The organism is Micromonospora sp. NPDC052213 (assembly GCF_040679695.1).
Lineage (GTDB): Bacteria > Actinomycetota > Actinomycetes > Mycobacteriales > Micromonosporaceae > Micromonospora.
On sequence record NZ_JBFAVI010000004.1, the window covers coordinates 57,503 to 72,296 of the forward strand.

The 14,794-nt window shown below is 75.1% G+C and carries 12 protein-coding genes; 6 read left to right on the forward strand and 6 right to left on the reverse strand.

What is annotated here, in order from left to right; genetic code table 11:
- Positions 1–120: 120 nt before the first annotated feature.
- The 4 genes from galT to AB0L34_RS02210 form a co-directional block, all read right to left on the reverse strand.
- Complete coding sequence (gene galT / locus AB0L34_RS02195) at positions 121–1,197, reverse strand: galactose-1-phosphate uridylyltransferase (protein WP_363701152.1); 1,077 nt, start codon at positions 1,195–1,197, stop codon at positions 121–123.
- A complete protein-coding gene (locus AB0L34_RS02200) occupies positions 1,194–2,015 on the reverse strand; it encodes a DeoR/GlpR family DNA-binding transcription regulator (protein ID WP_363701154.1) in 822 nt (273 codons plus the stop codon). The genes galT and AB0L34_RS02200 overlap by 4 nt, the downstream gene beginning before the upstream one ends.
- Positions 2,016–2,122: 107 nt before the next feature.
- Positions 2,123–3,652, reverse strand: coding sequence for an adenylyl-sulfate kinase (gene cysC, locus AB0L34_RS02205; protein WP_357455502.1), 1,530 nt, complete (start codon positions 3,650–3,652; stop codon positions 2,123–2,125).
- Between the two features lie 139 nt (positions 3,653–3,791).
- The gene (locus AB0L34_RS02210) at positions 3,792–5,294 is read right to left on the reverse strand and encodes a glycosyltransferase family A protein (protein WP_363701156.1); all 1,503 of its coding nucleotides are present in this window, start codon (positions 5,292–5,294) and stop codon (positions 3,792–3,794) included.
- A 223-nt stretch (positions 5,295–5,517) separates the two neighbouring features.
- Between AB0L34_RS02210 and AB0L34_RS02215 the strand changes: the two genes are divergently transcribed.
- The 5 genes from AB0L34_RS02215 to AB0L34_RS02235 all read left to right on the forward strand — a co-directional run bounded on the left by AB0L34_RS02215 (position 5,518) and on the right by AB0L34_RS02235 (position 9,710).
- On the forward strand, positions 5,518–6,432 hold the full coding sequence (locus tag AB0L34_RS02215) for an ABC transporter ATP-binding protein (protein ID WP_357455508.1): 915 nt from the start codon (positions 5,518–5,520) through the stop codon (positions 6,430–6,432).
- On the forward strand, positions 6,425–7,303 hold the full coding sequence (locus tag AB0L34_RS02220; protein ID WP_363701158.1) for an ABC transporter permease: 879 nt from the start codon (positions 6,425–6,427) through the stop codon (positions 7,301–7,303). Before AB0L34_RS02215 ends, AB0L34_RS02220 begins: the two co-directional genes overlap by 8 nt.
- Positions 7,300–8,256: an ABC transporter ATP-binding protein gene (locus tag AB0L34_RS02225; protein WP_363701160.1), complete on the forward strand. Its 957-nt coding sequence runs from the start codon at positions 7,300–7,302 to the stop codon at positions 8,254–8,256. The genes AB0L34_RS02220 and AB0L34_RS02225 overlap by 4 nt, the downstream gene beginning before the upstream one ends.
- A gap of 2 nt (positions 8,257–8,258) precedes the next feature.
- Positions 8,259–8,969 carry an ABC transporter permease gene (locus AB0L34_RS02230; RefSeq protein WP_357455517.1) on the forward strand — a complete coding sequence of 237 codons (711 nt, stop codon included), beginning with the start codon at positions 8,259–8,261 and terminating at the stop codon, positions 8,967–8,969.
- Positions 8,970–9,083: 114 nt separating this feature from the next.
- Positions 9,084–9,710, forward strand: a complete 627-nt coding sequence (locus AB0L34_RS02235) for a hypothetical protein (RefSeq protein WP_363701162.1) — start codon at positions 9,084–9,086, stop codon at positions 9,708–9,710.
- A gap of 36 nt (positions 9,711–9,746) precedes the next feature.
- Here the strand turns inward: AB0L34_RS02235 and valS are convergent, their stop codons facing one another.
- Positions 9,747–12,311, reverse strand: a complete 2,565-nt coding sequence (gene valS, locus AB0L34_RS02240) for a valine--tRNA ligase (RefSeq protein ID WP_363701164.1) — start codon at positions 12,309–12,311, stop codon at positions 9,747–9,749.
- 65 nt (positions 12,312–12,376) lie between these two features.
- On the opposite strand from valS, the gene AB0L34_RS02245 reads away from it, so the two are divergent.
- The gene (locus tag AB0L34_RS02245; protein ID WP_357455526.1) at positions 12,377–13,027 is read left to right on the forward strand and encodes a nitroreductase family protein; all 651 of its coding nucleotides are present in this window, start codon (positions 12,377–12,379) and stop codon (positions 13,025–13,027) included.
- Positions 13,028–13,091: 64 nt separating this feature from the next.
- On the opposite strand, the gene AB0L34_RS02250 is transcribed toward AB0L34_RS02245, so the two are convergent.
- Entirely contained in the window at positions 13,092–14,669 is a 1,578-nt protein-coding gene (locus tag AB0L34_RS02250; RefSeq protein ID WP_363701166.1) for a trypsin-like serine protease, read from the reverse strand.
- Positions 14,670–14,794: the final 125 nt, after the last annotated feature.

Consider the following 14,794-nt stretch of genomic DNA (forward strand, 5'->3'; position numbering starts at 1 on the left):
CCCCCGCGCCCTGTCTGCCACCTCCGCCGGCCGGCCTCCGAGTGCCGCCCTGATGGTGCCCGCCGGAGGTGGTGAAGGGCCCCTCCCTCCAGCGTGGGCGTCAACCGAGGCGCCTTTGCCTCACCCGGCGCGCAGGAGTTCGGCGGCGCGTTCCGGGGCGATGTCGTTGATGAAGACGCCCATGCCGGACTCCGAGCCGGCCAGGTACTTCAGCTTGTCCCGGGCCCGCCGGATGCTGAACAGCTGCAGGTGCAGGTGGCCCAGCTCGCGGTCGGCGCGTACCGGGGCCTGGTGCCAGGCGGCGATGTAGGGCATCGGCAGGTCGAACAGCCCGTCGAAGCGGCGCAGCACGTCCAGGTAGAGCGGGCCGAAGGCGTCCCGCTCGGCGTCGTCGAGCGCCGGGATGTCCGGCACCGGCCGGTGCGGGGCCACGTGCACCTCGAACGGCCAGCGCGCGGCCGCCGGGACGTACGCCGTCCAGTGTGCGTTGGCGGCGACCACCCGGTCGCCCGCGGCCCGTTCGGCGGCGAGCACGTCGGCGTAGAGGTTGCGTCCGCCGGTGCGGTCGGCGTGCCGGCGGGCGGCGGCCAGCATCGCCCGGGTGCGCGGCGTCACGAAGGGGTACGCGTAGATCTGGCCGTGCGGGTGGTGCAGCGTCACCCCGATCTCCACGCCCCGGTTCTCGAACGGGAAGACCTGCTCCACGCCGGGCAGCTCGCTCAGCGCGGCGGTCCGGTCGGCGAGCGCGTCCAGCACGGTACGCACCCGGCGCGGCGGCAGGCCGGCGAAGGAGGCGTTGTGGTCGTCGGTGAAGCAGACCACCTCGCAACGGCCCCGGCCGGGCCGGACCGGGGTGAACGCCGTGATCTCGGCCGGCTCGTCGGCCACCCGGCCGCTCATCGAGGGGAACCGGTTCTCGAAGACGGCGACGTCGTAGTCGGGGGCGGGGATCTCGCTGAGCCGGTCGGCGGTGGTGGGGCAGAGCGGGCACTGGTCGGCCGGCGGGAGGAAGGTGCGGGTCTGCCGGTGCACGGCGACCGCCACCCACTCGTTGGTCAGCGGGTCGTGGCGCAGCTGCGACGCGGGCGGCGGCGGGGGCAGCTCGCGTCGGTCCGGCTGGTCGCGGACGGCGTCGTCCCGCTCGTCGAAGTAGATCAGTTCGCGGCCGTCGGCCAGCTCGATCGCGGTGCGCTTCATCGCGTGGCCCCCGTCGCCGCCGGCGTGGCCGCCCGCGCCCCGTCCGCCGCCGGCACGACCACCAGTTCGCCCACCCGCTCGTCGAGCGACCGCCGCGCCTCGGGAGGCATCCGGTCGTCGGTGACCAGCACGTGGGCGGCGGAGAGCTCGACGATGGCGGAGATGCCGACCGTGCCCCACTTGGTGTGGTCGGCGAGCACCACCAGCCGGTCGGCGGCGGCCACCAGCGCCCGGTTGGTCTCCGCCTCCATCAGGTTGGGCGTGGTGAACCCGGCCCGCTCGCTGATCCCGTGCACGCCGAGGAAGAGCAGGTCCAGGTGCAGCGACCGGATCGCGCCGACGGCCAGCGGCCCGACCAGGGCGTCGGACGGCGTACGCACCCCGCCGGTGAGCACCACGGTCTGGTCCGGGCGGCCCCCGACGTGCAGGATCTCGGCCACCGGCAGCGAGTTGGTGACCACGGTCAGGCCCGGCACGTCGACCAGCCGGCGGGCCAGCTCGGCGGTGGTGGTGCCGGCGGACAGGGCGATCGCCGCGCCCGGCCGGACCAGTTCCGCGGCCCGCCCCGCGATGGCCGCCTTCTCCGCCAACTGCCGCACCGACTTGGCCCGGAACCCCGGCTCGTCGGTCGAGCCGGGGCTGGCGACCGTGGCGCCGCCGTGCACCTTGGCCAGCAGGCCACGCTCGTGCAGTGCCTCCAGGTCGCGCCGGATGGTCATGTCGGAGACGCCGAACTCGGCGGCCAGGTCGGTGACCCGCACCCCACCCGTGGCGCGTACCCGGTCCAGGATGGCCGCCTGGCGCTGCTGAGCCAGCATCCGTCGCACCTCCGCGCTCCCCGCGCGCCCTCACGCGGTCAAACGTGTTCGAACAAAGACGAACATTAGCGCGGAGGGGCGACCCACGGAAGGGAACGGGGGCCGGATCAGATGGACTGGAGCCGGGGTTCCACCCAGCCCGTCTCGGTCAGATGGTGCAGGACGGCCTGGACCGCCTCGTCGACCGTCAGGTCGCTGGTGTCGACGACCAGGTCCGCGTCGGTCGGCTCCTCGTAGGGGTCGTCGATGCCGGTCATCCCGGTGAGCAGGCCCGCCCGGGCCCGGGCGTACAGGCCCTTGCGGTCGCGCTGCTCGCAGACCTCCAGCGGGGTCGCGACGTGCACCAGCAGGAAACCGGCCCCGGCGGCCAGGGCCATCTCCCGGGCGGTCGCGCGCGCCTGGGCGTACGGGGCGATCGGGCAGCAGATGCCGACGCCGCGGTGCCGGGCGATCTCGGCGGCCACCCAGCCGATCCGCCGCACGTTGAGGTCGCGGTCGGCCTTGCCGAAGCCCAGGCCGGCGGAGAGCTCCCGGCGCACCACGTCGCCGTCGAGCAGCGTGATCGTCCGGTCGCCCTGCTCGCGCAGCGCGTCGGCGAGGCCGCGCGCGATCGTCGACTTGCCGGAGCCGGAGAGCCCCGTCAGGAAGACCACCAGGCCCCGGTGCCGTCGGGGCGGACGGGCCCGGGCCAGCTCCCTCGCCACCGCCGGAGGGGTGTGCCACTCGGGCAGCGGGAAGCCCCGGTCCAGCAGATCGTCGATCTCCGCCTGCGTCAGGGCCAGGCGCCGGTTGCGCGGCGGGATGTCCTCCCGCCAGCGCCACTGCCCGTCGCGGTTGTCGTAGGCCAGCTCGCGCGGCACCAGCACCCGCAGGCCCGCGCCGGAGAGCATCTCACCGGTGGAGAGCAGGTGCGTCACCCCGTACGCCGCCGACACCCGGGCCCGCAGCAGGGCGTCGCTGATCTCGTCGCGGCGCCGGCTGAGCGGCACGGCGACCAGCGTGGCCGGCGGCATCCGGTCCCGGGCGGCGAAGATGCCGCGCACCAGCGCCTCCGGGGGCAGCCCACCGACGCCGTCCTCGCCGACGGGGATCATCACCAGCAGGTGGGCGCCGAGAGTGCGGGCGGCGTGGGCGATCTGGGCGAGCTGCGGCCGGTGCAGCGGGCGGTCGGCGACCACCCCGAGCACCCGGCCGGGCGGCAGCAGCGCGCGTACCTCCTCGGGGGTGCGGCGCAGCCGCTGGAACGGGCCGTGACCGCCGTCGCCGAGCCGGCGCACCGTGCCCCCGACGCCCGCCACCCCGTCGCGGACCTGCCAGGCGTCGGCGACCTCCAGCGCCGCGACCGGCGCGCCCTCGCCGTCGGTCAGCACCAGGGTGCGGCGCGCCTCGTCGCGCGGGTCCAGGCCCTGGGCGAGCGCCGCCGGCACCTGGAGCGTCACCGGCACCGGCCACGGGGCGCCGTCGGCGAGCCGGCCCCGGCGGCTCACCGAGACCAGGTCGGCGCGGGTCATGAAGCCGGTCAGCGGGGCGTACGCCCCGGTCAGCAGCAGCTCCAGGTCGGCGAGCTCGCCGGGGCGCGGCGTGTACGCCGGCGCGTCCCGGAGCACCTCGTCGGGCACCACCCAGCCGTTGCTCATCCATCCCCCAACCCGCTGACCGGCACACAGTTTCTCAGCCTGTCGGCGATCGGTCGAGAGCGCCACTCCACGCCGCGCCGCGCCCGGCGGGCCGGAAGGCGGCTCTCGGTGGTGGGCGGGTCACCGCCGGCGTTCCGGGTCAACGCCGTCCGATCCGGCGCCGGACGGCCCGGCGCAACCGGGTCCAGAGCGCCCGCTCGTCCTCCACGGCCGGGGCGGCGCCGTCGCCGGCCGGGCGCAGCACCAGCGGCAGCCGGGTGTCCTCGGTCCACCCGGCGCAGGTGACCCGGGCCTTCAGCGACCAGGTGCCCGCGTCGAGGGCGGCGCCGTCGACCGTGGCGACGGCATGGTGCACGAGGTGCCGCTCGCCGGCGGGGCCGGGCACCCAGCGGGTGTCGGAGGTGACCGGCAGGAGGACCTCCTCGCTCGTCTCCCGGCGCCGGGCGACGACGTCCAGCCTGCTCCGGCCCAGCGCGGCCGTCATGTCCCGCAGCACCGGGTCGAGGTCGTCGACGGGCAGCACCAGCAGGTCCCGGTCGCCGTCCGCGGCGAAGGTGACGGGGCGGCCGGCGGATTCCAGCCGGGCGGAGACGGTGACCGTCAGCGCCGTACCGGCCACCTCGTGGCGGTCGACGGTGCCGGCGGCGCGGACGCCCGTCTCCCACTCGGCCAGCCGGCGCAGGTCCGCGACCCGGCCCTGCTCGGCGAGGTGCGCCAGCACCCGTTGCAGCGGGGGCAGGCCGGCGGCGACCCCGGGCGCGAAGCGCTCCCGGATCACCCCCTGGATCTCCCGGACGACCTGCGCGAGCCACTCCTCGGGGGCGTCGAGCATCCGCCGGCCGCGTACCCGGTTGAGCATCTCGTTGCGCAGCCATCGCCGGTGCAGCCGGTCGCGCAGCGGCCCCGGCTCGGTGTGCGCGTCGACGATGTCGAGCGCCTCTCGCAGGCTGGCGTAGTACTCCGCGGGGTCCAGCCGGGTGGCCGTGACGTTCCCGGCGTCGCCGCGGCGGGCGTGGTGGTAGCAGGTGTAGTCCGACAGCACGCACGTCCGCCTCGACAGGAAGTACGACCGGACCACCATCCGGTGGTCCTCCAGGCGCCGCAGCGGCCCCTCCGGGAACCGCAGCCCGTGCTCGTCGAGGAAGGCGCGGCGGAACATCTTGTGGCAGGTGAGGCTGTCGATCAGCGGCGAGTTGGCCAGCGTGGCGTCGAACCGGTTACGCCGGAACAGCTCGCGCGGCACGCTGCGCCCGTGCCCGGCCATCCGGCCGACCACCACGTCGGCGTCGTGCGTCCGCGCGCAGTCGTGCAGCCGTTCGAGCGCCTCGTCGCCGAGCCAGTCGTCGTCGTCGGCGAACAGCACGTACTCGCCCCGGGCATGCGCCACACCGAGGTTGCGCGGCCGGGACGGCCAGCCCGAGTTCTCGATCCGCAACACCCGGAAGTGCGGGTGCGCGGCGGCGAGTTCCGCCAGCCGGGCGGGGGTGCCGTCGGTCGAGCCGTCGTCGACGAAGACCGCCTCGAACTCCGCCGCAGGCAGTGACTGGCGCAGCAGCGAGGCCACCAGCTTCTCGATGTGCGGCCCGCTGTCGTGCGTGGGCACCACCACGCTCACCTTGGGGGACCTCGTACCGCCGATCATGCTCTCTCCCGTGTGTCGGTCGGCCCCGGCGGATCCGGTCCACCCCGGGCAGCGTGCACCGCTCTAGAGTGGACGCTTATCCCGCCGTCCCGGTTGCGCGGAGATTCCGCGCAGGTTCCCCGGCGCGGGGCGCGGACCCTAGGGGGCGCGGGCGGCAAGGATCAGGGGAGCGCCGGGGGCGTGCCGCTCCCGGCAGGGGCGTCGGCCTCCTACGCTGGAGGTCGTGACACTGATCGCGACCGAGTCGCTGACCAAGACGTACGGGGGCGGGGTCACCGCGCTGGCTGACCTGACCGTCGCGGTCGAGCCGGGGATCATCGGACTGGTCGGCGCGAACGGCGCCGGCAAGTCCACGCTGATCAAGATCCTGCTCGGCCTCCTCGCCCCGACCAGCGGGCGGGTCCGAGTGCTCGGGATCGACCCGACCACCGACTCCGCCGGGGTCCGCGCCCGGGTCGGCTACATGCCCGAGCACGACGCCCTGCCGCCGGACCTCTCGGCCGCCGAGCTGGTCACCCACCTCGGCCGGATCAGCGGGCTGCCGCGTACGGTCGCCCGCGAGCGGGCCTCCGAGGCGCTGCGGCACGTCGGGCTCTACGAGGAGCGCTACCGCCCGGTCGGCGGCTACTCCACGGGCATGAAGCAGCGGGTGAAGCTCGCCCAGGCCCTGGTGCACGACCCCGACCTGCTGCTGCTCGACGAGCCGACCAACGGCCTCGACCCGGCCGGCCGGGACGCCATGCTGGCCCTGGTGCACCGGATCGGCACCGAGTTCGGCATCTCCGTGCTGGTCTGCTCGCACCTGCTCGGCGAGGTGGAGCGGATCTGCGACACGCTGGTCGCCATCGACGGCGGGCGGCTGCTGCGGGCCGACCACATCTCCGCCATGACGTCGGCCACCGACGTGCTCGCCGTCGAGGTCAGCGAGGGCACCGAGGAGCTGGCCGCCCGGCTCGCCGCTCTGCGCCTGCCGGTACGCCGGGACGGGCGGCTGCTGCTCGTCGAACTCGCCGACGACGCCACCTACGACCTCATCCTCGGCGCGGTCGCCGAGCTGGACCTGCCGCTGCACCGGCTGGACCAGCGCCGGCACCGGGTCGCCGAGCTCTTCGCCACGAGGGAGCCCAGCCATGCCTGAGCCCACCGGTGTCATCCACGACATCGGATACCAGCGCTACACCGGCCCCCGCCTGGGGCGTCGGCAGGTCTTCGGCGCGCTCTACCTGCACGGGCTGCGTACGGCGTTCGGGTTCGGGCGCAGCGCCAAGGCCAAGATCTTCCCCTGGCTGGTGGTCGGCATCGTCACCGTGGTGGCCGCGGGCCTCACCGCGGTGCGCAGCCAGATCGGCGAGGCGGTGATGACGTACGCCCAGTTCGCCGACAACATGAGCTGGCTGGTCATCTTCTTCGTCGCGGTGGTCGCCCCCGAGCTGGTCTCCCGGGACCTGCGCAGCGGGGTGCTGCCGCTCTACTTCTCCCGGCCGCTGCCCCGGTCGGACTACCCGCTGGCCAAGCTGCTGGCGCTGGTGACCGCGCTCTGGCTGCTGCTCGGTGGCCCGCAGCTGGTGATGTTCCTGGGCGCCGCCTTCACCACCGACGACGGCATGCGCGGGGTCTGGAACGAGCTGCTCGACCTGCTGCCGGGCCTGCTCTACGCCGGGCTCTGGGCGGTGGTCTTCGCCTCGGTCGGCCTGCTGGTCGCGTCGCTGACCGGCAAGCGGGCGTTCGCGGCCGGCGGGATCGTGGCGGTGTTCCTGATGACCACCCCGGTCGTCGGCACCCTGTCGATCATGCCGTCCCGGACGGTCAACGAGCTGGCCTTCCTCGCCTCGCCGTCCACGCTGGTGCGGGGCGTCGGCGACTGGGCCCTCGGCGACCTGCTCCCCAAGGGGCAGGAGGGGCTCATGATCGGCGACTTCGGCCCGGTCTACGCGGCCGCCGCCGTGCTGCTCGTGGCCGGCTGCGTCGCCCTGCTGCTGCTGCGATACCGGAAGGTGGCCGCCCGATGACCACGACGAGCGCCGAGCCCGCGGCGGGGGCCGCGACCGACGCCAGCACCCTGGACCTCGCCGGCGTCTCCCGCTGGTACGGCAACGTGGTGGCGGTCAACGACGTCAGCATGACCCTCGGCCCCGGCGTCACCGGGCTGCTCGGCCCGAACGGCGCGGGCAAGACCACCCTGCTGCACATGATGGCCGGCTTCCTGGCCCCGTCGCGCGGCGCGGTGACCCTGGACGGCCGGCCCACCTGGCGCAACCCGGAGGTCTACCGCCGGCTGGGCCTGGTGAGCGAGCGGGAGGCGGTGCACACGTTCCTCACCGCGTACGAGTTCGTGCTGGCCAGCGCGAAGCTGCACCGGCTGCCGGACCCGGCGGCGGCGGCCCGCCGGGCGATCGCCCTGGTGGAGATGGAGGGGGCGCAGGACCGCCGGATCGGCACGTACTCCAAGGGCATGCGGCAGCGCGCCCGGGTCGCCGCGGCGCTCGTGCACGAGCCGCAGGTGCTGCTGCTGGACGAGCCGTTCAACGGGATGGACCCGCGTCAGCGGCTGCACATGATGGAGCTGCTGCACCGCCTCGGCGACGCCGGCCGGACGATCCTGTTCAGCTCGCACATCCTGGAGGAGGTCGAGCAGGTCTCCGGCACCGTCCAGGTGATGGTCGCCGGCCGGCTCGCCGCCTCCGGCGACTTCCGCACCATCCGCCGGCTGATGACCAACCGGCCGCACGTCTTCGCCGTCCACTCCACCGACGATCGGGCGCTCGCCGTGGCGCTGATGGCGGAGGCGTCGGTGACCGGGGTGGAGCTGGGGCGCGCGGGGCTGACCGTGCGGGCCGGCGACTACGGCGCGTTCACCCGCGCGCTGCCGAAGATCGCCCTGGCCAAGGGCATCCGGGTGCGGCAACTGGTGCCCGAGGACGAGTCCCTGGAGAGCGTCTTCTCCTACCTGGTGGAGGCCTGAGCATGTCTACCGTTTCCTGGATCACCGCGCGGGGGCTGTTCGGGCGTCGCCGGTTCCTCCTGCTGGTGCCGCTCCCGGCGGTGCTGGTGGTGCTCGCCGTGCTCTCCCGCTCGCTCGGGGTGGACCCGGGCGAGTGGGGTCCGCCGGTGCTGGTCGGCCTCGGCCTGGCCGTGGTGCTGCCGGTGGTCGCGCTGATCGTCGGCACGGGCGTGCTGGGGGCCGAGATCGACGACGGCACGGTCGTGCACATTCTGACCAAGCCGCTGCCGCGCTGGCAGATCGTGCTGCCGAAGCTGGCGGTGGCGACCGGCGTCACGGCGGTCACGGTCGCGGTGCCGCTCTACGTCGCGGGTGTGCTCGCCCATTCCGTACGCCTCGGCCTGGCGCTCGCCGCCGCGGCGGCGGTCGGTGCGCTGGCGTACTCGGCGCTGTTCCTGGCGCTGAGCCTGCTCACCCGGCGGCCCGTGCTGCTCGGCCTGGTCTACGTGCTCATCTGGGAGGGGCTGCTCGGCAACGTCGTCACCGGCACCCAGGTGCTCTCCATCCAGCAGTACGTGATCGCCCTCGCCGACCGGCTGGCCCCCACCGGGCTGCTGGAGGCCAGCGTCTCGGTGCCCGTGGCGGCGGTGATGACCGCGCTGATCAGCGTGGGCTTCACCGTGCTGGCGATCGACCGGCTCCGCTCGTTCAGCGTGGCCGGCGAGACGAGCTGACCCCCGCGTGACGGCCGTCCGGGCGGCCCGACCCCCGATGGTAGGGCTGGCCGGATGGACCGGGCCGCGCCGCCGGGCGAGGCTGTGGAAGTGAGTGCGGAAGCGGGTCTGGTCATGTCGCGCGATTCCTACCCCGGTGCCGGCCGGCACCGGCTGGTCAGCCTGGCGGTCGCCGGGCTCGCGGCGGCGGCGACCACCACGGCCGCCCAGGCCAGCGGGCACTTCCACTGGTGGGCGGGGTTCGTGCTGATCCCCGGGGCACTGATCGCCGCCGCCGGCGGGCCGCTGCTGGCCCGGGGCGGCGGGCGCGCCTTCGCCGGCTACGTGGCCGCCTGCCTCGGCGCGCTGGTGTTCGCGGTCGGGGCGCTGCTGATGTTCGGCGTGTTCGGCAGGGGTTGGCCGCTGATGGTCATCCTGCCGTGCCTGGCGGTCGCCGGCACCTACCACTGGCGGCCGGTCCACCCGCTGGCCCGGGGGCTGCACCGGGCGGTCGCCCTGCTGGCGCTGGCCGGCGCCCTGCTGCTCGGCGGGACGCTGCAACTGACCCGCGTCGGCCTGGTCGACGTGGGGATCGCCCCGATGTGGGGCGCGTTCCTGATGCTGGCCGGGGTGATCGTGCTGGGCAACGCCGTGGAGCTGACCCGGCACCGGATGCCGTACCGGCTCCAGGCGATCACCCTGCTGGTCGGCCCCGCCGTCGTCGCCTTCCTCCTCGGCCTGCGCCTGCTGCGCGGCTGGTGACCCCGCCGCGCCCCGTCGGGCGCGGCGGGGCCGCGCTCAGAAGGCGCAGGCGATCACCAGTTCCGGGGTGCGGTCGGGGAGCAGGTCCAGTTTCGTGATCCGGCCGGCGGCGCGGAGGTCGTCGGCGATCACGGTGAGCTGGTCCAGCAGGGCCGCCGGGCCGAGCGCCTCGGCCAGCGGCACCTCCGCCCGCATCGACAGTTTCCGCTCCGACTTGGCCCGGCGCACCTGGCTGAGCGCGTCCCCGGCCAGCCGCAGCAGCTCCGGCTCGCCGGTGCCCTCGATCGCCCGGCCCACCTCGTACGTGGTCGGCCAGGGCGCGCGGTGCACCGAGCCGTAGCGCCACCAGGACCAGACCTCCTCGGTCGCGTACGGCAGCACCGGGGCGAACAGCCGCAACTGCACCGAGAGCGCGGTGGCCAGCGCCGCCCGGGCCGAGTCCGCCCCCGGCCCGGAGCCGTAGGCGCGCTCCTTCACCAGCTCGATGTAGTCGTCGCAGAACCGCCAGAAGAACGACTCGGCCACCTGCAACGCCGCCGTGTGGTCGTACGCCTCCAGCGCGGCGGTCGCGGCGGCGACCACCCCGGACAGTTCGGCGAGCATGGCGCGGTCCAGCGGCTCGGTCGCCGGGGCGCGCAACGCGTCGGCGGCGCCCAGCCCGAGGGCGAACCTCGACGCGTTGAGCAGCTTGGTGGCCAGCCGCCGGCCGACCTTGATCTGGGCCGGGTCGAAGGCGAGGTCCATGCCCGGCTTGCCGTTCGCCGCCCAGTACCGCACCGCGTCGGAGCCGTGCTGCTCCAGCAACGCCATCGGGGTGACCACGTTCCCCTTGGACTTGGACATCTTCTTGCGGTCCGGGTCCAGGATCCAGCCGGAGAGCACCGCGTCCCGCCAGGGCAGCACCCCGTGCTCCAGGTGCGAACGGACCACGGTGGAGAAGAGCCAGGTACGGATGATCTCCTGCCCCTGCGGGCGCAGGTCCATCGGGAAGACCCGCGCGAACAGGTCCGGGTCTGTTTCCCAGCCGCCCACGATCTGCGGGGTCAGCGACGAGGTGGCCCAGGTGTCGAGCACGTCCGGGTCGCCGACGAAGCCACCCGGCCGGCCGCGCCGGGACTCCTCGAACCCGGGCGGGGCGTCGCTGGACGGGTCGACCGGCAGCGCGGACTCGTCCGGCGTGAGAGGGTGGGTGTAGTCCGGCTCGCCAGCGTCGTCGAGCCGGTACCACACCGGCACCGGCACGCCGAAGAAGCGCTGCCGGCTGACCAGCCAGTCACCGGTCAGGCCGCCCACCCAGTGCTCGTAGCGGTGCCGCATGTGCTCCGGCACCCAGCGCAGCTCCCCGCCCCGGGCCAGCAGTTCCTCGCGCAGGGCGACGTCCCGGCCGCCGTTGCGCAGATACCACTGCCGGGTCGAGACGATCTCCAGCGGCCGGTCGCCGCGCTCGTAGAACTTCACGGGATGGGTGATCGGGCGCGGCTCGCCGACCAGGTCGCCGGCGTCGTCGAGCAGCTGCACCAGCGTCCGCCGGGCACCGTTGACGGTCTGCCCGGCCAGCGCCGCGTAGGGCTGCGTCGGCACCCCGGCGGGCGCCTCCGGCAGCAGCCGGCCGTCCCGGCCGATCACCACCCGGGTGTCCAGTCGCAGCTCCCGCCACCAGGTCACGTCGGTCAGGTCGCCGAACGTGCAGACCATCGCGATGCCGGTGCCCTTGGCCGGGTCCGCCAGCGGGTGCGCCCGCACCGGCACCTCGACCCCGAACACCGGCGTACGCGCGGTGCCGCCGACCAGGTCCGCGTACCGCTCGTCGTCGGGGTGGCAGACCAGCGCCACGCAGGCCGGCAGCAGCTCCGGCCGGGTGGTGTCGATCAGCACCTCGCGCCCGGCCGGCCCGGCGAACCGCAGCCGGTGGTACGCCCCGGGCCGTTCCCGGTCCTCCAGCTCCGCCTGGGCGACGGCGGTGGCGAACCCGACGTCCCACAGCGTCGGGGCCTCCGCCTGGTACGCCTCGCCCCGCGCCAGGTTGCGCAGGAACGCCCGCTGCGAGGTCGCCCGGGCCACCCGCCCGATCGTCGTGTACGTCAGCGTCCAGTCCACGGACAGCCCGAGCCGCCGCCACAGCGCCTCGAAGACCTGCTCGTCGGCGACCGTCAGCCGCTCGCACAGCTCGATGAAGTTGCGCCGGGAGACCGGCGTCGGGTCCCGGCGGGCGGCGTCGTCGACGGGGGCGGCCGGCGGCAGCCACGACGGGTCGTACGGCAGCGTCGGGTCGCAGCGCACGCCGTGGACGTTCTGCACCCGGCGCTCGGTCGGCAGGCCGTTGTCGTCCCAGCCCATCGGGTAGAACACCGCCCGCCCGCGCATCCGCTGGAACCGGGCCACGATGTCGGTGTGCGTGTACGAGAAGACGTGGCCCATGTGCAGCTCGCCGGATACGGTCGGCGGCGGGGTGTCGATCGCGTACACGTCCGTCCGCTCCTTCGAGCGGTCGAACGCGTACGTGCCCTCCTCCTGCCAGCGGCGCGCCCAGGTCTCCTCGAGCCCGTCCAGGGTCGGACGCTCGGGGACGCCGGCGCGGGCCGTCCTCGCCGTATCAGTCATCCGTCGATCGTAGGCACCGGCCAACGGCCGGACCACGGGTTAACCGGCGTGCCACGATGGATGTCGTGCCGACACTCCCGCTGAGCCCCGACGAGCTGCTCACCACCACCCGCTCGGTCCGCAGGCGGCTGGACCTCACCCGACCCGTGCCGATGGAGCTGGTCCGCGAGTGTCTGGAGATCGCCCTCCAGGCGCCGTCCGGGTCGAACCGGCAGGGCTGGCAGTGGATCGTGGTGACCGACCCGGCGAAGCGGGACCTGATCGGCCGGATCTACCAGCGCGCGGCGCACGGCTACCTCGCCTCGGAGCGATCGGCCGCCCGGCTCTTCGCCGACGACCCGGAGCGGGCCGAGGTGCAGCGCCGGGTGGGGGAGAGCGTGGCCTGGCTCGCCGACCGGATGGGGCAGGTGCCGGTGCTGCTCGTCCCGTGCGTCGAGGTGGACTCCGGCGAGCTGCCGGCCGGCAACCAGGCGGGGCTCTGGGGGTCGGTGCTGCCGGCCGCGTGGAGCTACATGCTCGCCGCCCGGGCGCGCGGCCTCGGCACCGCCTGGACCACGCTGCACCTGGCGTACGAGGCGGAGGTCGCCGAGCTGCTCGGGCTGCCCGCGACCGTGCGCCAGGCCGCGTTGATCCCCACCGCGTTCCACACCGGGGAGGGCTTCCGGCCGGCGCGGCGGCAGCCCCTGGACGAGGTCCTGCACGTCGACCGCTGGTGAGCCGCCGGCGCGACGGTCGACCGGCCCGGTGCCGGCGCCCCGGGTCGACGGGCCGCCGGCCGGGTCAGCGGGGGACCGGGCCGCTCAGCGGGCCCTTGGTGGCCAGCCGGATCCGCAGGCCCCCGTAGGTGCGGGCGTTCGCCCGGTCGAGGATCGTGGAGACCGGGGCGTACGAGTTGCGCTCGTTCGGGTTGGTGCAGGCGCCCTGCCCCGGGTCGCCGTGCGACAGGATGCCCAGCGCCTTGCCGTCGGCCTCGGTGAAGAGCGGGCCGCCGCTGTCGCCCGGGCGGGCGCAGATGCGCACGTCGATGCCGCCGCTGGTCTTGCCGATGATCTCCCCGCAGCGGGTGCCGGGCACGTAGCCGGCCCCGGCGCCCGAGTCGACGTACTGCTCGCCGGCCTTCGGCGTGTACGCCGCCCCGGTGGCGCAGACCACCCAGCCGGGCTGGATGGCGCTCCACGGCACGTGCCCGGTGATCGCCACGTCGCGGCTGCCCCGGGTGGCGCACCCGGTGCTGTCCGGCACGCACCAGTAGTTGACCAGGCTGGGCACCTGCGTGGCCCCCGCCGGGTACGCCCACCGCCCGACCGCGCCCGGCTGGTACGGCATGATCGCGTAGTCGTACGGGTAGGCGTTCTCGGCCAGCCCCGACCTCGACGACTCGACGGTCATCGGCACCTTCGGGCCGAGGAACTGGTGCCAGGTGCGGTCCACCAGTTGGTGCCACCCCCCGACGACACAGTGCCCCGCCGTCAGCACGTACGGGTCGCGCAGCCCGACGAGCACGTTGAAGCCCGTCGTGCAGCCGCCCACGGTGCCGTCGTCGCGCGGCACGTCCAGCCGGATGCCGCCGCGCATCGGCGCCTGCGCGCAGTCGCGCGGGTCGCAGGCCTTCTGCACCACGGTGTCGGCGACCCGGGCCTGCGCGCGGGCCGGCACCCCGGCGGCGCGCAGCGCGTCCGCCAGCCGGGGATCGTCGGCGGCGATCCGGTCGCCGGTCAGCACGACGACCTCGTTGGCCCGCTCGTCCACCACCACATCGGCGCCGGCCGTGGCGTCGAGCGCGGCGGCCAGCCGGGTCGCCGCCTCGGTGAGCTGCCGCAGCGGGTGGCGCACCGGCACCACCCGGACGTGCGCCGCGTCCGGCATGCCGGTCAGCGCCGCCCGGACCGGTTCGACGCCGGTGGCGGCGACGGTCAGCACGCCGCCGGCGGCCTGGTCCAGCCACATCCCGCCGTACGCGGCGGGGAACTCCGTGGCGAGCCGGGCGGCCAGCGGCGCGGACAGCTCCTGGAGGGCGAGCCGCCGGGCCGCCTCGCCGGCGTCGACCCGGTAGCGGTCGCGCAGGTAGGAGACCGAGGCGGGGCTGTCGGCGGCGACCTCGGCGGCCGGTCGGGCCCGGAGGGTCGCCGCCGCGCCCGGCGTGGCGCCGCCTCCGGGGCGGTTGCCGAGTCCGCTGTCGGCGCGGGCCGGCGCGCCCGTCGGGGCGGCGTCGTCGCCCGGCGGCGCCGGGGATTCCTGCGCGGTGGGCGTGGCCGGCGTCCGGCCGGCGTCGCCGAACGGCATCCCGGCGACCGCCGCCGCCCCCAGCGCGCAGGCGACGGCCACCCCGGCCACCATCACCCGTCGTCCGAACCGCACTCGCAACCTCCCCCGTCGCCGCCGTCGGGACGACCACCCGGTGGACGCTCCGCTCGGCGCGGTGAGTCTAGTGGCACCGGTGATCTTCGTGGGGCCGCCGACCGCGGGCGGCGGGGCGGCGCCAC